The sequence below is a fragment of the Streptomyces sp. 6N223 genome (genome assembly GCF_052246635.1).
Lineage (GTDB): Bacteria > Actinomycetota > Actinomycetes > Streptomycetales > Streptomycetaceae > Streptomyces.
This window is the reverse complement of the sequence record NZ_JBQQCA010000076.1, coordinates 1-18,760: the sequence shown is the minus strand read 5'-3', so window position 1 is coordinate 18,760 and position 18,760 is coordinate 1. Positions and strand designations below refer to the sequence as shown.

21 protein-coding genes and 1 pseudogene are annotated in these 18,760 nt (G+C 74.1%); 9 read left to right on the top strand and 13 right to left on the bottom strand.

The genetic code is table 11. The features are described from left to right. Positions 1-25: 25 nt before the first annotated feature. The gene (locus ACTWQH_RS30300) at positions 26-601 is read right to left on the bottom strand and encodes a helix-turn-helix domain-containing protein (protein WP_443289998.1); all 576 of its coding nucleotides are present in this window, start codon (positions 599-601) and stop codon (positions 26-28) included. 108 nt (positions 602-709) lie between these two features. Here ACTWQH_RS30300 and ACTWQH_RS30295 point away from each other — a divergent pair, with 108 nt between their 5' ends. After that, positions 710-1,570: an EamA family transporter gene (locus ACTWQH_RS30295; RefSeq protein ID WP_443289997.1), complete on the top strand. Its 861-nt coding sequence runs from the start codon at positions 710-712 to the stop codon at positions 1,568-1,570. A 5-nt stretch (positions 1,571-1,575) separates the two neighbouring features. Here ACTWQH_RS30295 and ACTWQH_RS30290 read toward each other — a convergent pair whose 3' ends face one another. Then, positions 1,576-2,082, bottom strand: coding sequence for a DUF4442 domain-containing protein (locus tag ACTWQH_RS30290; RefSeq protein ID WP_443289996.1), 507 nt, complete (start codon positions 2,080-2,082; stop codon positions 1,576-1,578). Between the two features lie 113 nt (positions 2,083-2,195). Between ACTWQH_RS30290 and ACTWQH_RS30285 the strand changes: the two genes are divergently transcribed. After that, on the top strand, positions 2,196-3,314 hold the full coding sequence (locus ACTWQH_RS30285; protein ID WP_443289995.1) for a hypothetical protein: 1,119 nt from the start codon (positions 2,196-2,198) through the stop codon (positions 3,312-3,314). Between the two features lie 29 nt (positions 3,315-3,343). Here ACTWQH_RS30285 and ACTWQH_RS30280 read toward each other — a convergent pair whose 3' ends face one another. Then, on the bottom strand, positions 3,344-4,225 hold the full coding sequence (locus ACTWQH_RS30280; protein WP_443289994.1) for a spermidine synthase: 882 nt from the start codon (positions 4,223-4,225) through the stop codon (positions 3,344-3,346). 118 nt (positions 4,226-4,343) lie between these two features. Beyond that, positions 4,344-5,528 (bottom strand): elongation factor Tu, encoded by a 1,185-nt coding sequence (gene tuf / locus ACTWQH_RS30275; protein WP_443289993.1) that lies wholly within the window; start codon positions 5,526-5,528, stop codon positions 4,344-4,346. 377 nt (positions 5,529-5,905) lie between these two features. Between tuf and ACTWQH_RS30270 the strand changes: the two genes are divergently transcribed. Beyond that, positions 5,906-6,814: an undecaprenyl-diphosphate phosphatase gene (locus tag ACTWQH_RS30270; protein ID WP_443289992.1), complete on the top strand. Its 909-nt coding sequence runs from the start codon at positions 5,906-5,908 to the stop codon at positions 6,812-6,814. 78 nt (positions 6,815-6,892) lie between these two features. Here the strand turns inward: ACTWQH_RS30270 and ACTWQH_RS30265 are convergent, their stop codons facing one another. The 5 genes from ACTWQH_RS30265 to ACTWQH_RS30245 form a co-directional block, all read right to left on the bottom strand. Next, positions 6,893-7,795, bottom strand: a complete 903-nt coding sequence (locus ACTWQH_RS30265) for a Gfo/Idh/MocA family protein (RefSeq protein ID WP_443289991.1) — start codon at positions 7,793-7,795, stop codon at positions 6,893-6,895. 92 nt (positions 7,796-7,887) lie between these two features. Further along, the gene (gene ung / locus ACTWQH_RS30260; protein ID WP_443289990.1) at positions 7,888-8,601 is read right to left on the bottom strand and encodes a uracil-DNA glycosylase; all 714 of its coding nucleotides are present in this window, start codon (positions 8,599-8,601) and stop codon (positions 7,888-7,890) included. Positions 8,602-8,707: 106 nt separating this feature from the next. After that, positions 8,708-9,103, bottom strand: a complete 396-nt coding sequence (locus ACTWQH_RS30255) for a DUF3037 domain-containing protein (RefSeq protein WP_443289989.1) — start codon at positions 9,101-9,103, stop codon at positions 8,708-8,710. Continuing rightward, positions 9,100-9,948 carry a HipA family kinase gene (locus tag ACTWQH_RS30250; protein WP_443289988.1) on the bottom strand — a complete coding sequence of 283 codons (849 nt, stop codon included), beginning with the start codon at positions 9,946-9,948 and terminating at the stop codon, positions 9,100-9,102. The genes ACTWQH_RS30255 and ACTWQH_RS30250 overlap by 4 nt, the downstream gene beginning before the upstream one ends. 41 nt (positions 9,949-9,989) lie before the next feature. After that, entirely contained in the window at positions 9,990-10,274 is a 285-nt protein-coding gene (locus ACTWQH_RS30245) for a hypothetical protein (RefSeq protein ID WP_443289987.1), read from the bottom strand. Between the two features lie 367 nt (positions 10,275-10,641). Between ACTWQH_RS30245 and ACTWQH_RS30240 the strand changes: the two genes are divergently transcribed. Beyond that, positions 10,642-10,953, top strand: coding sequence for a hypothetical protein (locus ACTWQH_RS30240; protein WP_443289986.1), 312 nt, complete (start codon positions 10,642-10,644; stop codon positions 10,951-10,953). A gap of 619 nt (positions 10,954-11,572) precedes the next feature. On the opposite strand, the gene ACTWQH_RS30235 is transcribed toward ACTWQH_RS30240, so the two are convergent. After that, entirely contained in the window at positions 11,573-11,887 is a 315-nt protein-coding gene (locus ACTWQH_RS30235) for a TM2 domain-containing protein (RefSeq protein ID WP_443289985.1), read from the bottom strand. 347 nt (positions 11,888-12,234) lie between these two features. Next, positions 12,235-12,339: pseudogene (locus ACTWQH_RS30230) on the bottom strand (HipA family kinase); the annotation flags it as partial. 76 nt (positions 12,340-12,415) lie between these two features. Here ACTWQH_RS30230 and ACTWQH_RS30225 point away from each other — a divergent pair. The 5 genes from ACTWQH_RS30225 (at position 12,416) to ACTWQH_RS30205 (ending at position 16,787) form a co-directional block, all read left to right on the top strand. Continuing rightward, positions 12,416-12,805, top strand: coding sequence for a Rieske (2Fe-2S) protein (locus tag ACTWQH_RS30225; protein ID WP_443289984.1), 390 nt, complete (start codon positions 12,416-12,418; stop codon positions 12,803-12,805). Between the two features lie 88 nt (positions 12,806-12,893). Then, on the top strand, positions 12,894-13,994 hold the full coding sequence (locus ACTWQH_RS30220; RefSeq protein WP_443289983.1) for a WD40/YVTN/BNR-like repeat-containing protein: 1,101 nt from the start codon (positions 12,894-12,896) through the stop codon (positions 13,992-13,994). Between the two features lie 88 nt (positions 13,995-14,082). Next, positions 14,083-14,760 carry a uracil-DNA glycosylase gene (locus tag ACTWQH_RS30215; protein ID WP_443289982.1) on the top strand — a complete coding sequence of 226 codons (678 nt, stop codon included), beginning with the start codon at positions 14,083-14,085 and terminating at the stop codon, positions 14,758-14,760. Further along, entirely contained in the window at positions 14,760-15,797 is a 1,038-nt protein-coding gene (locus tag ACTWQH_RS30210; RefSeq protein WP_443289981.1) for an N-acetylglucosamine kinase, read from the top strand. Before ACTWQH_RS30215 ends, ACTWQH_RS30210 begins: the two co-directional genes overlap by 1 nt. 114 nt (positions 15,798-15,911) lie before the next feature. Beyond that, a complete protein-coding gene (locus tag ACTWQH_RS30205; protein ID WP_443289980.1) occupies positions 15,912-16,787 on the top strand; it encodes a sirohydrochlorin chelatase in 876 nt (291 codons plus the stop codon). 224 nt (positions 16,788-17,011) lie between these two features. Here the strand turns inward: ACTWQH_RS30205 and ACTWQH_RS30200 are convergent, their stop codons facing one another. Both ACTWQH_RS30200 and ACTWQH_RS30195 read right to left on the bottom strand, forming a co-directional pair. Next, positions 17,012-17,434 carry a secondary thiamine-phosphate synthase enzyme YjbQ gene (locus tag ACTWQH_RS30200; protein WP_443289979.1) on the bottom strand — a complete coding sequence of 141 codons (423 nt, stop codon included), beginning with the start codon at positions 17,432-17,434 and terminating at the stop codon, positions 17,012-17,014. Next, positions 17,431-18,498: a LacI family DNA-binding transcriptional regulator gene (locus tag ACTWQH_RS30195; RefSeq protein WP_443289978.1), complete on the bottom strand. Its 1,068-nt coding sequence runs from the start codon at positions 18,496-18,498 to the stop codon at positions 17,431-17,433. Before ACTWQH_RS30195 ends, ACTWQH_RS30200 begins: the two co-directional genes overlap by 4 nt. Positions 18,499-18,760 lie beyond the last annotated feature (262 nt).

The window sequence follows — 18,760 nt, the reverse complement described above, 5'->3', positions numbered from 1 at the left end:
CACGCTATCAGCGCCGGTGGGGTGGTCAGTGGGGGGCGGCTGGGACGGAGACGGCCATGGTCATCTCGACGGGTTCGGTGCCGTCGTTGCGGTAGCCGTGGGGGGTGTTCGACTCGAAGGAGGCGGAGGTGTTGGCGGGGACGCGGTGGTCGGCGCCGTCGACGGTGAGGGTGAGCACGCCGGCGGTGACGTGGACGAGTTCGGTGGTGCCGCCGGGGTGGGGGTCGGAGGTGCTGCCGTCTCCCGGCATGAGGCGCCAGTGCCACAGCTCCAGGGGGCCGGGGGCCTCGGTGCCCGCCAGCAGGGTGCTGTGGCTGCCCTGCGGGGTGGACCACATGCGCACGGCCTGGTCGGGCGGGACGAGGCGCACGGCGGGGGCCCGGTCGTAGTCGAGGAGGGTGGTGATGCTGACGCCGAGGGCGTCGCCGACCTTCACGACGGTGCCGACGCTGGGGTTGGTGCGGGCCTGTTCGATCTGGATGAGCATGCCGCGGCTGATGCCGGCGCGGGCGGCGAGGGCGTCGAGGGTGAAGCCGCGCTCGGTGCGCAGGCGCTTGAGGTTCCGGGCGAGGGACTGGGTGAGCTGGTCGAGGTCGGTCACGGGCCTGTCCGCCGAGAGGTAGTCGAATATTTTGGATGCATAGGTGCAACAAACTGCGCTACGGTGTGTTGGACCTTATCGTTCATCACACTGTACTGCGAGGTGCGGATGATTGCCCTGGCACTGGCCACCAGCCTGCTGTGGGGCCTGGCGGACTTCGGCGGCGGCCTGCTGGCGCGGCGCATCCCGGCGCTGACGGTGGTGGTGGTCTCCCAGGTGCTGGCCGCCGCCGTGCTGGGCGTGGTGGTGCTGGCCACCGGGGCCTGGGAGGAGGCGGGCGGGAGGCTGTGGTTCGCGGTGGCGGCGGGCCTGATGGGGCCGGTGGCGCTGCTGTTCTTCTACCGGGCGCTCGCGATGGGTCCGATGGGCGTGGTCTCCCCGCTGGTCGGCACGGCGGTGGCGGTCCCGGTCGGGGTGGCGCTGGCGATGGGGGAACGCCCGGGGGCGATGCAGTACGCGGGCATCCTGGTCGCCCTCGCCGGGGTGCTGCTGGCCGGAGGTCCGCAGGTGCGGGGGGCGCCGGTGCAGCGGCGGACGCTGGCGTACTCGCTGGGGGCGGCGTTCGGCTTCGGCGCGGTGCTGGCGCTGATCGCGGAGGCGTCGACGACGGTCACCGGGCTGTTTCTCGCGCTGTTCGTGCAGCGGGTGTGCAACGTGCTGGCGGGCGGGGTCGCGCTGTACGCGGCGGTGCGGGCGGGGTCGCCGGTGCTGCCCGAGGGCGGGCGCGGTGTGGTGTCCGCCTCGCTGCCGTCGCTGGCGTTCGTGGGGCTTGCCGATGTGGTCGCCAACGGCACGTACGCGCTGGCGGCGCGGATCGGGCCGGTGACGGTGGCCGCGGTGCTCGCCTCGCTGTATCCGGTGGTCACGGCGCTGGCGGCGCGAGGGGTGCTGCGGGAGCGGCTGCGGGCGGCGCAGGCGGCGGGGGCGGGACTGGCCGTGGCGGGGACGCTGCTGCTGGCCTCGGGGTGAGGGGGTCAGTCCCGCTGCGGGCGGAGGGTCCACACGACGCGCAACTCGCCGGTGACGGCGCCGTCCTCGCGCTGGATGCTGACGGTGACGGGGAACTCGGGGCGTTTGCCGGCGCCGAGTTCGGCGATGACGTCGGGGATGGGGCGGCCCAGGGACGCCGTGGCGGTGAGCGGGCCGCGGGCGACCTTGCGGAAGTCGATCTCGGCGTGGACGGGGAGCGGGGTGGCGCGGGAGAGCTGGTCGGCGAAGGCGGCCAGCACGATGGCTCCGCTCGCGGACTCGGCGAGGGTGAACATGGCGCCGGCGTGCGGACCGCCGAGGTGGTTGTGGTAGTCGGGCTGGTCGGGCAGCCGGAGCCGGGCGTGGTCGGGGGCGATGGAGAGATACTCCAGGCGCAGGGTGCGGACCATCGGCACGGTCGCGGCGAGGAGTTCGCCGAGCTGGGCCGTGGACGGCGCGGCGGCCTCGGCGGGGTCCGGTTCGGCTGGGGCGGGAGGCGGGAGATCGGCCATACCCAAACATTACCAGCGGGTAACGGAGGGGCGGCAGCCCGGATGTCCCAGCTGCATAGCGATCAGGGGGTGCAGATGGCCGGTTGTCGGCGGTCGGCCGTATCGTCACTGGCATGACGCCAGGAGACGAGCAGCCGGGAGGCGGCCCCCACCCGCCGTGGCCGAACTCCCCTCAGCAGCCCGGCTACCAGCCCTCCGGGTACCAGCAGCCGGCGCATCCCGGGTACCAGGGGCAGCAGCACCAGGCGCCTCCGTACCAGGGGTACCAGCAGCCGGCCCCCTACCCGGCGTATCCCCAACAGCCGCCGCAGCAGCCGCCCTCCGGGCAGTGGCAGCAGCCGGGGCACCTCGCGCCGCCGCCGGACGGCGGCCCGGGGCGGGGGCCGGGGCGGGCGGCGATCGCCATCGTCGCGGCCACCGCGGTGCTCGCCGCGGCCGTCGTCACGGGGGTCTTCGTGCTCGGCGGCGACGACGGCGGTGACGGCGGCGGCGAGGACGCCGACGCCGGGGGCGGCGAGCCGGCCACGCCGACGGCCGAGCCCACCGAGGATCCCGGAGGGGACGACGGCGGCGCGAGCGGCGGGAGCGACCCCGACGACCCCCGGCAGGGCGTTCTGGAGAAGCCGGACCCGGTCGTCTCACCGGACTGGCAGGTGCAGACCATCGAGAACCGGCACAACGCCTTCGACGTGCCGCCCGACTGGAAGCTCGGCAGCGAGGAGTACATGGTCGGGTACGAGGACACCCGCGAGGGGTCCGAGACCGAGGGCGAGCCGCTGGTCATGATGTCGGCGGTCGCCACGTACATGGACGACTGGTGCCCGGAGGCGGAGTACGGCGTCAGCTGGCGCGCGGTCGCGGGCACCAAGGGCGCGCAGGGCTCCACCGGGACGGAGGAGGCCGCGCGGAACGAGGCCCGCAACTGGGCCCTTGCCGCCTACGACCAGGAACAGCGGGGCACGCTGGAGGTCAGCGAGCCCGAGCCGTTCGAGAGCGACCACGGCATCACCGGGCACACGGTGACCGCCACCGTCACCGGCGTGCCGGAGGACCCGGAGAACAAGTGCGGGACCTTCGACGGCAAGGTGGTGACCGTCTCCTACCTGGACGTCAACCACGACCTGGCCACGTGGGTGCTGGCCGCCGACACGGGCTTCGAGGGCGCGCTGGACGACGAGACGATCGAGCTGATGATGAACAGCCTGCGGCCCTACCCGCAGGAGGCGGAGTAGGTCCCGCGGTCCCTGCCGGTCCGGCGCGTTCAGCCGACGCGGAACGCGCCGTCCGGGGGGCGGGGTGAGGGCACGGCCGCGCCCTCGGCGACCGGCGCCGCGTCGCCGGTGAAGTCCCTGAGGGCCAGGCCGTGCACGGTGCGCGCGGGGAAGGGGTCGGCGGCGGCGCGGCGGGCGAGTTCGGCGGCGGGCAGCGGGGCGTGGGAGGCCACCAGCACGGCGTTGCCGAAGCGGCGGCCGCGCAGCACCCCGGGCTCGGCGATCAGGCACAGCTCGCCGAAGACGGCGGCGCAGGCGGCGAGCTGGGAGCGCAGGAAGGCGAAGGGGCGGGCGTCGGCGAGATTCGCCGCGTAGACGCCGCCGGGGCGCAGGACCCGCGCGCAGGCCCGGGCGTAGCCGAGGGTCGTCAGGTGGGCGGGGATGCGGGAGCCGCCGAAGACGTCGGAGACGAGGACGTCGACGGAGGCGGGCCGGGTGTCCGCCAGGGCGGCCCGCGCGTCGGCGACCTCGACGGCGATCCCGCCGCCGGGCGGCAGCGCGAGGCGGTCGGCGACGAGCGCGGCGAGCGCGCCGTCGGCCTCGACGACCCGCTGCCGGGATCCGGGGCGGGTGGCGGCGGCGTACCGGGGCAGGGTGAGCGCGCCACCGCCGAGGTGCAGCAGGTCGAGCGGCCGGCCGGCGGGGGCCGCGGCGTCGAGGACGTGGCCGATGCGGCGCAGGTACTCGAACTCCAGGTGGCGGGGGTCGGCGAGGTCCACGTAGGACTGGGGCGCGTCGTCGACGGTGAGGAGCCAGGCGCCCTCGCGGTCGAGGTCCGGCAGCAGGCGGGCCGTGCCCAGGTCCACGGCCCGGGTCACGGGCGTCGGCTCACCGGCCGTCTCGGAGGCCGCGCGGCCGGTCACGGGTGTCACGGGCCCATTCTCGCCCGGCGGGCCCTGTCCCGCTGCCGCTGCCGCCGGCGCTGCCGCGCCCCGGCCCGTGCGCTGGGGCGCGGGCCGGGGCGCGGCGGAGCGCACCGTGGCCGGGCGGTCAGCGGTCGGCGACCGCCGTCACCGTGCCGCCACCCACGGTGCGCCCGCCCTCGCGGATCGCGAAGCCGAGACCGGTCTCCAGCGGCACCGGATGGCCGAGCTCGACCGTCATGGTGACGGTCTCGCCGGGCAGGGCGCGGCCTCGCTCCCCGAGCCCGACGCCGCCGACCACGTCCGCGGTCCTGATGTAGAACTGCGGCCGGTAGCCGGTGGCGATGCCGGTACGCCGCCCGCCCTCGGCCGCCGACAGCAGGTACGCCTGGGCGGTGAAGGCGCGCCGCGGGGTGACGCTGCCGGGCTGCACCGCCACATGCCCCCGGCGCACCGCCTCGCGGGGCACGCCGCGCAGCAGCAGCGCCACGTTGTCCCCGGCCTGGGCGTCGGTCATCGGCTTGCCGAAGGTCTCCAGGCCGGTGACGACGGTCTCGGCGCCGTCGCGGCCGTCGCCCAGCAGCTGCACGCGGTCGCCGACGCGCACCGTGCCGCGTTCCACGGCGCCGGTGACGACCGTGCCGCGTCCGGTGATGGACAGCACGTTCTCCACCGGCAGCAGGAACGGCGCGTCGAGGTAGCGGGCGGGCACCGGCACGTAGGTGTCGACGGCGTCCAGCAGCGCCTCGACGGCCGCCGTCCAGCGCGGCTCGCCGCGCAGCGCGCCCACCGCGGAGACCCTGACCACCGGGAGGATCTCCCCCGGGTAGCCGTGAGCGGTCAGCAGCTCGCGCACCTCCAGCTCGACCAGGTCCGTCAGCTCGGGGTCGCCGGCGTCGGCCTTGGTGAGGGCGACGACGAGGTGCGCGACGCCGACCTGGCGGGCCAGCAGCACGTGCTCGGCGGTCTGCGGCATGACCCCGTCGACGGCGGAGACGACGAGGATCGCGCCGTCCAGCTGCGCCGCGCCGGTCACCATGTTCTTGACGTAGTCGGCGTGGCCCGGCATGTCGACGTGGGCGTAGTGACGGGTGTCCGTCTCGTACTCGACGTGCGAGATGGTGATGGTGATGCCCCGGGCCGCCTCCTCCGGGGTGGAGTCGATGCGGTCGAAGGGCACGAAGGCGCCGGCGCCGCGCTCGCTGAGGACCTTGGTGATGGCGGCGGTCAGCGTCGTCTTCCCGTGGTCCACGTGGCCGATGGTGCCGATGTTGAGGTGGGGCTTGGTGCGTACGTACGCCTGCTTGGGCATGGGTGTCTTCCTCGCGGCTGCGGTGGGATCCCGGCCGGGCCACGGTGGTGGCCGCCGGGACACGGACCCCGGGATCGCGCCCGACCCTCCCCCGGCGGGGTCCGCGATGCGATCCGGGAAGGGTCAGCGTCGTGCGCCGTCGGCGGCGCCCAGCAGGAAGACGGCAGCCTCCGGCGCGCCCGCGGCGGCGGGCGGTGCGGCGAGGAAGGCGTACCGGAACACGACTTCATGATCGCGCGGCGCGGGGCCGGGCGTCGAATGGTTTTCGCACGGCCCGGGTTAGAGGTCTGACCAGGGTGTGGCTTAGAGTGATCCCGCTTCACGCCTGTGATTCGTCACTGCCCACGACACTCAGCACCCGGGATGCCGCACTCTTCATGTCTTGGTTCGAATCGCTGATCCTCGGGCTGGTGCAAGGGCTGACGGAGTTTCTCCCCATCTCCTCCAGCGCGCATCTGCGGCTGACGGCGGTGGCGTTCGACTGGGAGGACCCGGGCGCGGCGTTCACCGCAGTCACGCAGATCGGCACCGAGACGGCCGTGATCATCTACTTCCGCAAGGACATCGCGAGAATCCTCTCCGCGTGGTTCAGGTCGCTCACCGACCGGGCGGCGCGGCGGGAGATGGACGCGCGGATGGGGTGGCTGGTGATCGTGGGGTCCATCCCGATCGGGGTGCTGGGCCTGACGCTGAAGGACGCCATCGAGGGGCCGTTCCGCGACCTGCGGCTGATCGCGGTCAACCTCATCGTGCTGGGGGTGGTGCTCGGCGTGGCCGACCGGCTGGTGCGGCGGGACGCGACCGGCGGGCGGCACCGGGCGGTCAGGGAGCGCAAGACGCTGGAGCAGCTCAGCGTGCGGGACGGCCTGGTCTACGGGCTGTGCCAGGCGATGGCGCTGGTGCCGGGGGTGTCGCGGTCGGGCGCGACGATCACCGGCGGCCTGTTCCTGGGCTACCGGCGGGAGGCGGCGGCGCGCTACTCCTTCCTCCTGGCGATTCCGGCGGTGCTGGCCTCGGGGCTGTACGAGCTGACCGAGATCGGCGGGGAGGACTCCCACGTGTCGTGGGGGCCGACCATCTTCGCGACGGTGGTCGCGTTCGTCGTCGGCTACGCGATCATCGCGTGGTTCATGAAGTGGATCTCCACGCGCACCTTCATGCCGTTCGTGGCCTACCGGCTGGTGGTGGGCGTGGTGCTGCTGGTGCTGATCTGGGTCGGCGCGGTGGAGCCCGACGCCGGGGAGGACATCGGCACCGGGGAACGCGTGACCACCGAGGAGGAGTGACCCGTCCGAGGAGGGGTGACGCGGGGGAAGCGACGCCCCGGGCACGGGCCGCCGGCCGGCCGGGCGCCGGCGGGGCGTTCAGTGGTGGCCGAGGGCGCCGAGCAGGACCCGCTCGCACAGCTCGTGGGTGCGCAGCGCGTCCTGCGGGCTGAGGGGCCGGCCGGTGCGGACGGCGTCCAGGAACGTCACGACCGCCTGCTCGATGCCGCGCTGCCGGGCGACGGGCACCCAGTCGCCGCGGCGGCGGACGCTGGGCTGGCCCTTGTGGTCGATGATCTCCGACAGGTTGCGGACCTCCCGCTTGGCGCCCTGCCCGGAGACCTCCAGGATCTCCTCGGCGGAGCCGGAGAGGCGGTTCATGGCGCCGACGGCGGTGAAGCCGTCGCCCGCCAGGTGCAGCACGACGTGGTGCAGCAGCCCGTCGCGGACCCGGGCGCTGACCTGCACCTGATCGACCGGGCCGGGGGCGAGGAAGCGCAGCGTGTCGACGACGTGGATGAAGTCGTCGTACACCGTCTCGCGCGGGTCGGCCGGCAGCCCTGCCCGGTGCTTCTGCAGCAGGATCAGCTCGCGCGGGTGCTCCAGGCACTGGGCGTACGCCGGGGCGTGGCGGCGGTTGAAGCCGACGGCCAGGCTCACGCCGCGCTCCTGGGCCAGGGCGGCGATCCGCTGGGCCTCGCCGAGGTCGTGGGCCAGGGGCTTGTCGACGTACGTCGGTATGCCGGCGCGCAGCAGGCGGCTCACCAGGCCGGGGTGGGCGTGGGTGGGCGCGTGGACGAACGCCGCGTCCAGGCCGGCGTCGAGGAGGGACGCGAGGTCGGCGTGGCGCTGCGGCGCGGGAATCCGGTAGGTGTCGGCGGTCCGCTCCAGGGTGGTGCGGCTGCGGGTGTGCAGGTGCGGGACGACACCGGGCTGGGTGGTGAGGACGGGCAGGTACGCCTTGTGGGCGATGTCTCCCAGCCCGATCACGCCGACCTTCACGAAGGGCTCCTCGACGATCTGGACGTTCCTAGCGGGGGGTTGCCGGTGACGTGGCAGCATACGGCGCGCCGGCGCACGCCACGGGCGGCGGGTCAGGCGGCGGGGCGGGCGGCGGCCTGGCCGGCGTCCGGGCCCAGGTCGGGGATGCGCCAGTCGATGGGTTCGTGGCCCTGGGCGGCGATCGCCTCGTCGATCCTGGTGAAGGGCCGGGTGCCGCTGAAGCGCTGCGGCGAGAGCGGGGAGGGGTGGGGGCCCTCGATCACGGCGTGGCGCCCGTCGCCGACGAGGCGGGCCTTCTTCCTGGCGTAGCTGCCCCACAGGACGAAGACGGCCGGGTCGGGGCGGGCGGCCACGGCGCGGATCACGGCGTCGGTGAACTTCTCCCATCCCTTGCTCTTGTGGGAGCCGGGCTCGCCGGCGCGGACGGTCAGCACGGCGTTCAGCAGCAGCACGCCCTGGCGGGCCCAGGGCATCAGGTAGCCGTTGTCCGGGATGGGGTGGCCGAGTTCGTCGCGCAGCTCGCGGTAGACGTTGCGCAGGGACGGGGGGATCTTCACGCCGGGGCGGACGGAGAAGCACAGGCCGTGTCCCTGGCCCGCGCCGTGGTACGGGTCCTGGCCGAGGATCAGCACCTTCACCCGCTCGTACGGCGTGGCCTCCAGCGCCGCGAACACCTCCTCGCGGGGCGGGTACACCGGGCCGCCCGCCCGCTCCGCCTCGACGAACTCGGTGAGCTCCTTGAAGTAGGGCTTGCCGAGCTCCTCGCCGAGGACGTCCTGCCAGGATCCGGGCAGCGTGCCGATCACGGTCGTCAACCTCCAGGGACGGGGACCGAGTTGATCTAGGTCGTTGGGAGAGACCGTATCGCCCGCCACCGACAGTGCGCTTCCCGCCGCCCGGCAGCCGGCCGCGTCAGCGCACCAGCAGCCGCAGCAGCCGGTCCAGTTCGCCCTCCGGATCGGCCGTCAGCCCGGTGTGCACCGGGCCTGGCTGCAGCACCGTGCTGCGCGGGGCGACCAGCCAGCGGAAGCGCCGCCCGGGGTCGTCCGCGGCGGCCTGCCCGGCGTCGGGGCCGCCGCGGCAGACGCATTCGGCGGCGTGGAGAGCGGCGCGCACACCGGTGGCGTCGGCCGAGGGGTCCAGGGCCCGCAGCCGGTCGGCGTCCAGGTGGGTGCGGGCGGCGAGGAACGACCGGGCGCGGCAGTAGACCACCACGCCGGCGTTGATGGACTCGCCGCGCTCGACGCGGGGCACGACGCGCAGCACGGCGTACTCGAAGACGACCCGCTCGCTGCCGGTGCCGGTCACCGCGCGGCTCCGCTCGTGCGGTGGGTGCCGTGCGGCCAGGTGCCGGTGAGCCAGCCGGGCGGCCCGGAGGGCCGCCGCGCTGGGGGCGGGCCCAGGCTGATGTGCTCGTGGAGGCGGGGGGCGCGCAGGGCGAGGATCTCGGCGTGGGCGTCGCGCACCGCCTGGGGTGAGGCGAAGCCCTCCTCGCCGGCCAGCCACTCGTCGGGCACGTCGGCGGTGACCTCGGACAGCAGCTCGGCGGTGACGCGCGGCGCGAGGTCGGCGGCCGCGGCGGCGACGTCGGGCGCGAGGGAGGCCAGGACGTGGTCGGAGGCGTCGTAGGGGCGTTCCGCGCGGGAGGCGGCGGAGGCGCCGGACCAGTTGTGGTGCCAGATGAGGGCCGCGCCGTGGTCGATGAGCCACAGGTCGCCGTGCCAGACGAGGAGGTTGGGGTTGCGCCAGGACCGGTCCGTGTTGCCGATGAGCGCGTCGAACCACACGACGCGGCCGGCCTCGGCGGGGCTCACGGTGTAGGCGAGCGGGTCGAAGCCGAGGGAGCCGGGCAGGTAGTCCATGCCGAGGTTGAGCCCCGCGCTGGACTTCAGCAGCTGCTGCACCTCCTGGTCGGGCTCGGCCGGCGCGATGGCCGGATCGAGGCCGATGCGCACCAGCTCCGGTACGCGCAGCCCGAGGCGGCGCGCGAGCTGCCCGCAGATGACCTCGGCCACCAGGGCCCGGCGGCCGTGTCCGGCGCCGGTGAACTTCATGACGTAGGTGCCCAGGTCGTCGGCCTCGACGATGCCGGGGAGTGAACCGCCCTCCCGCAGCGGGGTGACGTAGCGGGTGGCGGCGGTGTCGCGGAGCATGGCGACAGCGTAAGGGCACATCGAGGGCGCACTGGGAACGATCAAGGAGATCCGAGTGCCCTGCCCACGGCCTCGCGGGTGCGGTCCTCGCCGCCGCGCATCAGGTGCGCGCACACGCGCAACGTGATCGTGGCGTCCTTGTGACCCATGCGCTCTGCCACGACCCGGACGCTCTCCCCCGCGTGGATCGGCAAGCCGGCGTACCCGTGCCGCAGGAGCCGCCCCGTGGTGTCGGTGAAGAGCTGCTGGCCATCCCTGACCGTCTTGGGTGCGGTCAGCGTCAGCGCGCTGTCTCGCCGCGACACCTGCCGGACGACGTCCAGCATCCCTTTGTCGCTGCTGCCTCAGCACGATCCTGACGGCGGTCAGTACGTTGCGAGCCGAGGAAGGTGCGAGCCTCCTGCTCGTGAGCCCAAGGCCCAGGGTTGCAGTTCGACGGTCCTCAGCGAACCGATTCGCCGGTGGCCGAACTCCGGGGAGGCGTACTTCCGCAGATGCGTTTCCAGGTTCCTGGCCGTCGCCGGACGGTGAGAGCATCCCCTGCGGCACTGCTCGGCGAACTCCCGGAACGTGATCCGCTGGTCGTGCGGATCGGCGTAGTCACCCTTGTTGAGCGCAGCCTCTTCGCTGCGGTGCACTGGGCATATGTCGGCGCCATCCTTGGCCGTGACATGTGGCAGAGATCGACCACGCTTGCCTTGGCACTTTGATCTTCTTACGGGTGGTGCGGGTGGAGCTGCCCGCGCGTACTGCTGCACCTACCAGCTCGCCCGCGACTTCGCCGCGATCCTCCGACGCCAGGACGGCCACCGCCTCACCGCGAAGCTCACCCAGGCCGGGCAGTCCGAGATCAAGGAACTCCACGTCTTTCGCCTGCAGACCTCCGCGGTGCCGCACGGCCAGGACTGCCTCCGCGGCATCGGGCGCAGACAGCGCAATCATCTTCGATTCAAGATCGTCCGCCAGGGGAAGTCGCTTCGCTCCCTTCGCGAAGAACGCCTCTAGGGTGCTACCCAGCACCGCTCGGGGGAACATCGACAAGGGGGTCGAACAGCTTAGTCGATCCGTAGGCGAGATCCAATTTCCGAATCAATCTCCGAGGGTCAATTCCTTCCGTACGGCCAATGCGGCCGCACGCAAAGGATATCTTCCTCGATCCTTTTGCAGGGAGTGGTTCTTTCGTACAGTCACGCCTACTCTGATTTCGCGAATAAAATGGCCAAAAACTTCGACCGCGCCCTTCATGAACGAGCACCCCGCTACGGTACTCGTGGGCGGCAGAGAGGAAATCCTAGAGACCTGTGGGGCCCCATCCCATCCCATGACTGTCGCCCCGCCATGCGAGAACCGGACGCCACGCCTCCCCGCCGCCGTCCGCGACGGCTTCGCCCCGGTGACTTCCTCCACCGTCGTCGTCCCCTCCTGGGCTGAGGCGTTCGGCCGCATCCCTCTGATACCTTCGCCGCCGTTTCAGTTGTCGTCGCCGTTGCCGCGGGCGGTGAGCGCGAGGGGACCGGCAGCGGCGCCGGCCACGGCCATGCCGGCGACACTCGCTCGGGTCGTTCTCATCTTGATCATCTTCTTGTGCGGGTGCGCCACCCGACCACGGAGGTCACGTCGGAGATCACAGACCTCCCTCGGCGCTCTCGCGCTCCGCGCGGCGGTTGAGGGTCCCCGTCTCCCACTCCTCGGCCAGCTTGGCGTTCTCCTCCCGGGTGATTCCGGGGATCAGGAAGGCGTCAACCCACGACCAAGGAATGGACACCAGCAGGCCAACGATGGTGCACGCCAGGATGGTCATGGCTTTCGCGGAGCCCTTGCGGCCCAGGTACCAGCGGTGGGCGCCAGCGGCGCCAGCGAGCAACCACAGGATGTAGGCCATGGACATCTCGCGCGGCTTGGGCTGCAGGTAGGGGTTGCTGGGTGCAGGGTGAGCCATGATGGGCCTCCTTGCTTGACGATGACGCCGCCGATGGTTTCCCGCGCGACCGACACGAAGCCGGTCCAGATCAGGGGTCGGCCCCGTCGTCTCCGGTGCCTGGACGGCCGTCACGTTGGGCTTTTCTCTGTGGTGATGCGGGTGTGACCTGGCTGGGGCCGTCACTATCAACGTGTACAGCGTCTGACATATAGGGGCAAATACATGCTCGAACCCTGTGTGGACGAGGGCACACAGGGCACATCGGGCCCGAAAACGCCGAAGACGACGGAAGCCGATGAGAGCCATATCCGCAGCTCAGAGATACATTGCTCGCTCCCCCGCAGGTCACAGGGACCCCATGCTCACTTCATGACGTACGTCCCGAGGTCGCCGGCCTCGACGATGCCGGGGAGTGAACCGCCCTCCCGCAGCGGGGTGACATAGCGGGTGGCGGCGGTGTCGCGGAGCATTCCCGCAGGTTAGACGGCAGACTCCCAGGAGCGGGGCGGGGGCAGGTGGCGCGAGGGGACGACAGGAAGGGTCGGCGTGCGAGCGGTGGTGACATCCCGGCGGCTGGTGGTCGTGGCGGGAGCGGCGGGGCTGGCCTCCGCGCTGGCGGGCTGCGGCTCCGGGGACGGCGACGGGGGCGGGGAGGTGCTGGGGGACGTGTCGGAGATTCCCGAGGGCGGCGGCCGGGTCTTCGCGGACGCGCAGGTCGTGGTGGTGCAGCCGGCCGCCGGGGAGTTCCTCGGCTTCTCCGCGATCTGCACCCACCAGGGCTGCACCGTGGCGGACGTCAGCGACGGCACCATCAACTGCCACTGCCACGGCAGCCGGTTCCGCATCACCGACGGCGGGGTGGAGCGCGGCCCCGCCGAGCGGCCGCTGCCGGAGGAGGCCATCACGGTGCGGGACGGGACCATCCGCCTGAGGTGAACGCCGGAGCGCGCAGGGCGCCGTTGTCAGTGGCCGGGTGCACACTGGCCACCCTCACGACAATGACGTTCAGGGAGGTGTTCCGCCGATGACGGACGTGCTGCTCGCGGTGGGCACGCGCAAGGGCCTGTTCCTCGCCCGGCGGCCGGTGGACCGGCGCGGCCAGGCCGGATGGGAGTTCGACGGGCCGCACTTTCCGGCCCAGGCGGTGTACGCCGTCGCCATAGACCGGCGGCGGGAGCGGCCGCGGCTGCTGGTCGGCGCCGACAGCTCGCACTGGGGGCCGTCGGTGTTCCGCTCGGACGATCTGGGGGCGAGCTGGCAGGAGCCGCCGCGGCCCGCGGTGGCGTTCCCCGAGGGCACCGGGGCGTCGCTGGAGCGGGTCTGGCAGCTCCAGCCGTCGGGCGCGGACGAGCCGGACGTGGTGTACGCGGGGACGGAGCCGGGTGCCCTGTTCCGTTCGGTGGACGGGGGCGAGACCTTCGAGTTGATGCGTTCGCTGTGGGACCACCCGACGCGGGAGCGGTGGGAGCCGGGCGGGGGCGGCCTGGGGCTGCACACGGTGCTCACCGATCCGCGCGACCCGAAGGCGGTGACGGTGGCGGTCTCCACGGGCGGGGTGTATCGCAGCGACGACGGCGGCGCCAGCTGGTTCCCGTCCAACAGCGGCGTGCAGGTGGTGTTCCAGCCGGAGCGGTTCCCGGCGTTCGGGCAGTGCGTGCACAAGGTCGCGCGGGATCCGGTCCACGCCGACCGGCTGTTCCTGCAGAACCACTGGGGCGTCTACCGCAGCGATGACGCCGGCGGCAGCTGGACCTCCATCGGCGAGGGACTGCCCTCGGACTTCGGCTTCCCCATCGCCACCCATCCGCGGCTGCCGGGGGTGGCGTACGTCTTTCCCCTCAACGCCGACTCCGACCGGGTGCCCGCCGGGAGGCGCTGCCGCGTCTACCGCACCGACGACGCGGGCGCGACGTGGCGGGAGCTGGGCGCGGGGCTGCCGGAGGAGCAGCACCACGGCACGGTGCTGCGGGACGCGCTGTGCACCGACGACGCCGAGCCGGCCGGGGTGTACTTCGGGAACCGCAACGGCGAGGTGTTCGGCAGCGCCGACGACGGGGACGGGTGGCGGCAGCTGGCCCGGCACCTGCCGGACGTGCTGTGCGTGCGGGCCGCCGTCCTCGGATGACGCGCGGGAGGGGCGGTGCGGTGCGGGAGTTGACGGATTCATCCGCCGGCGAGACCGGAGGCGGACGGGGACAGTAGGGTGACGGACCGTGGCAGCACGACCCTTGCATGAGATCGTCGAGCCGGGCTGGGCCCGGGCCCTGGAGCCGGTGGCGGGCCGGATCGCCGCGATGGGCGACTTCCTGCGCGCGGAGATCGCCGCGCGGCGCACCTACCTGCCGGCCGGCCCCGACGTCCTGCGCGCCTTCCAGCAGCCGTTCGACGAGGTGCGGGTGCTGATCGTGGGCCAGGACCCGTACCCGACGCCGGGTCACGCGGTGGGGCTGAGCTTCTCGGTCGCGCCCGAGGTGCGTCCGCTGCCGGGCAGCCTGGAGAACATCTTCCGCGAGCTGTGCACCGACCTCGGGCTGCCCAGGCCCTCCACGGGCGACCTGACGCCGTGGACCCAGCAGGGCGTGCTGCTGCTCAACCGCGCCCTGACCACCGCCCCCCGCCGTCCGGCCGCACACCGGGGCAAGGGCTGGGAGGAGGTCACCGACCAGGCGATCCGGGCGCTGTCGGCGCGCGGCAAGCCGCTGGTGGCGATCCTGTGGGGGCGGGACGCGCGGGGCCTGCGCCCGCTGCTCGGGCCGGTGCCCGCCGTGGAGTCCGCCCACCCCTCCCCCATGTCGGCGGACCGGGGCTTCTTCGGCTCCCGGCCGTTCAGCCGCGCCAACGCGCTGCTTCGGGAGCAGGGTGGCTCACCGGTGGACTGGAAGCTGCCCTGATGCCGCCGCTCCCACCGTCCCCGCCGCCCCCACCGTCCCTGCCCGGCTGGGTGCTGGGGGTGGACTCCGGCGGCTCCGGGCTCCGCGTCGGGCTGGGGCGGCTGGAGGAGGACGGCACGCTGCGGCTCTGCGGCAGCGTGGCGGGCACCGAGCCGGTGCGGACCGGCGCGGCGGGCATCGACGCCGGCCACCTGGCGGCGCAGCTCGTGCCCGCCGCGCGTGCGCTGCTTCAGAAGGCGGGCGGCGGCGGCCCGGTCACGGCCGTGTGCGTGGGGGCCGCGGGGCTGGCGACGCTCGGCGGGCAGCTGCGCGCCGAGCTGCCCGGTGCGCTGGGCGCCGCCCTGGGGGTGCGCCGTCTGGCGCTGGCCGCCGACGCCGTGACCGGATACGCCGGGGCGCTGGGCGAGCGGCCGGGCGCGGTGGTCGTGGCCGGCACCGGCATGATCGCCGTCGGCACGGACCTCATCCGGTGGCGGCGGGCCGACGGCTGGGGCCACCTGCTGGGCGACTGCGGCGGCGGTGCCTGGATCGGCAGGGCGGGCCTGGAGGCGGCGATGCGGGCCCACGACGGCCGCGACGGAGGGTCGGCGGCGCTGCTGGCGCGCGCGACCGAGCGGTTCGGGCCCGTCGAGGGCCTGCCGCAGCAGCTGTACCCGCGCACCGACCGGGCGGCCGTGCTGGCCTCGTTCGCGCCCGACGTCGCCGCCTGCGCCGCCGCCGACAACGCCGATCCGGCCGACCCGGTGGCGCGGCGGATCCTGGGCGAGGCCGCGCGGCAGATCGCCGCGACGGCGGCGGCCGTCTGCCCGCCGGAGCGGGGCAGCGAGGTCGCGCTGACCGGCGGCCTGTTCCGCATCGGCGAGCCGCTGCTGGCGCCGCTGCGCGAAGCGCTGACGCGGCGGCTGCCCGGCGCGAGCGTCGTGCCCGCCGCCGGCGACCCGCTGGACGGCGCGCTGCTCGTCGCCGCCGGCCTCGGCGGCGACGCCCTCGGGCTGCCCACCGACCCGTCGCTGCTGCGGCTCGTCACCACACCCTAGGTGGTGAGCGCGTCACGCCCGGGCGCGACGAGCGCCGGGAGGAAACGCGGGCAGACCGGGATCAGTTCCCCCTGAGGGGCGCACCGCCGCGTCAAGGCGTTAACATGCGGCGACATGAGTTCCCCCACAGGCCCCGCGTCCGGCCTGCCCGTTCGAATGCCGCGTCCCCGTCAGCCCGGACGCCACCGCCGGCCGGAGCCGGTGACCGCGCCGGAGGGCGCGCCGGCGCTGGTGCTGGCCCTTCCCGGCCGCCCCTCCCCGGCCAGCCGCGCCCTCGCCGAGGAGGTCGCGAGCATCGCGCGCGCCGAGCTGCCCGGGCTCGACGCCAGGATCGGTTACGTCCAGAGCGAGGACGAGGAGTTCCCCTCGCTGCGCGAGGTGCTGGCGCGGGCGGCCGACGTGCGCGCCGAGCAGCCCGAGGGCCCGGCCGCGGTCGTGGTGCCGCTGCTGGCCGGCCCGGACGACACACTGCTGCGGGTCATAGCGCAGGCCGTCACGGACAGCGGCGCCCCCGCCCTGGTCTCGGACGTGCTGGGGCCGCACCCGCTGCTCGCCGAGGGCGTCCACGTGCGGCTGTCGGAGGCCGGCCTGGCCCGCGCGGACCGCGCCCGCCTGTTCACCGTCGCCACCGCCGCCGACGGCATCGTGCTGGCCGCCGTGGGCGGCGAGGAGGCGGTCCGCGCGGCGGGCATCACCGGCATGCTGCTCTCGGCGCGGCTGGCCGTGCCCGTGCTGGCCGCGGCCCTGGACGAGGAGGGTGCGGTCGCCAGGACCGCCGCGAAGCTCCTGGAGTCCGGCTCGCAGCAGCTCGCTCTCGCCCCGTACCTGATCGGCCCCGAACTCGCCGAGGGTCTGCTGGACGCGGCGGCCAAGGAGGCGGGCTGCCCCGCCGCCGAACCGCTGGGCGCGTACCCGGCGGTGGGCAAGCTGGCGCTGTCGCTGTACATGGCGGAGCTCGGCATCACCCCCGAGCGCGCCACGACCCGCTGAGCCGGGCCGGCGGCGGGACGCCCGCAACGGCGGGCCGGTGCGGACGCTCGTGGATTGCCCTGTCCGGGCGGTCTTGTCGAATCGGCCCGCGGCGTCGGACGCGGTGCTCCCCCAGACCCTCGGGGGCCTGGGGGTGCCCCATTCCCTTCATGCGCTCCGCTCACGGCGGAGGGTGCCCTCGTACGCCGCCGCCGGCCCGGCACGAACGAACGCCCGGACAGGCCCTAGCCGAGGAACGACAGGCGCACCTCGCGCCGCGGGTTGTCCCGGTTGGTGTCGACGAGGCAGATCGACTGCCAGGTTCCCAGCTGCGGCCGCCCGCCGATGACGGGCACCGTGGCGTGCGGGGCCACGAACGCCGGCAGCACGTGGTCGCGCCCATGACCGGGGCTGCCGTGCCGGTGCCGCCAGCGGCCGTCGGCGGGCAACAGCTCCCGCAGCGCGGCCAGCAGGTCGTCGTCGCTGCCCGCCCCGGTCTCCAGGATCGCCACCCCGGCCGTCGCGTGCGGTACGAACACGTTCAGCAGGCCGTCGCCCCCTGCGGCGGCGTCGGCGAGGAACGCCTCGCACTCCCGCGTGAGGTCGGTGACGGTCTCCTCCGCGCCGGTCGTGATCGTCAGGACGCTGCTGGTGAACATCGCGCTCATGGCTCCACGTTACGAGCCACGGCGGCCGGGCGTTGGGCGGGCCGGCCGCGGGCGGACTGGCTGGAGTCGCGCACGACGAGCTCGGGCTCCAGCACGATCCGCTGGTGGCGGTGGCGTTCGGCCGCCTCGCCGGTCTCCTCCAGCAGCAGCTCGGCGGCCTGCCGGCCCATGCGGACCGCCGGCTGCCGCACCGAGGTCAGCGGCACCGCGGCCGCCGCCGCGAACTCGATGTCGTCGTAGCCGACCAGCGCGACCTCCTGCGGCACCCGCACCCCCGCCGCGAACAGCGCCTGCAGCACCCCCAGGGCCAGCAGGTCGTTGGCGCAGAACACCGCCGAGGGCCGGGGCGTCATCGCCAGCAGCGCGGCGCCCGCCTCGCGGCCGGCCGGCACGTCCAGCAGCTCGGCCTCCACGTGCCGCAGCGCCTGCGCCCCCAGCCCGGCCTCGGCCAGCGCGGTCAGCGCGCCCTGCCTGCGGTCCTGGCACTGCTGCAGCGACATCGGTCCGCTGACGTAGGCGACGTCGGTGTGGCCCTGCTCCAGCAGGTGCCGGACGGCCAGGGTGCCGCCCAGGACGTCGTCGACCGAGACCGAGCAGCCCTCGGCGCTGGGCAGCACCCGGTCGACGAAGACGAAGGGGATGCCGTGCCGCCGGAAGTCCGCGAGGTTGCGCCCCGACATGTCGGCCGGGGTGACGAGCACGCCGCGCACCCGCTGCTCGGCGAAGAGCGACAGGTAGTCCGACTCCTCGGAGGGGGACTGAGCGCTGTTGCACAGCATGACGCCGAGCTTGGAGGCCCGCGCCACCCGCTCCGCGCCGGTGGCCACGTCCACGAAGAAGGGGTTTCCCATGTCCAGCACCAGCAGGGCGATGATGCGGCTCTGGCCCGCCCGCAGCTGCCGGGCCGACTCGCTGCGCACGTAGCCCAGCTCGTCGATGGCCGCCTGGACGCGCTGCCGGGTCTCCTCGGCGACCATGTGGGGCCGGTTGATCACGTTGGAGACGGTCCCCACGGACACGCCCGCCTGCCGGGCGACCTCCTTGATCCCCACCGTGTGACCCATCTGCCGTTCCCCGTTCATCTCGCCACGCCCACTTCTCGCCGCCGGGCCATGGTAAGCGCCGCACCCGCCGGCCTCACGCTCAGCCGACGCGAAGCGACCGGGCGTCGCTCCCGGGCCCGGGCGTCGCCCCCGGCCCCGGCGCGGCCCGGGGACCGGCCGGCGGGCGGGCACGCGGGCGCGGCGGGGCGGGGGTGGCGGGGCGGGGCCCGGGGCGCTTGGCGCGCGGGAGCGCGTGAGCGCGGTCTACAGGCCGAGCTCGCCC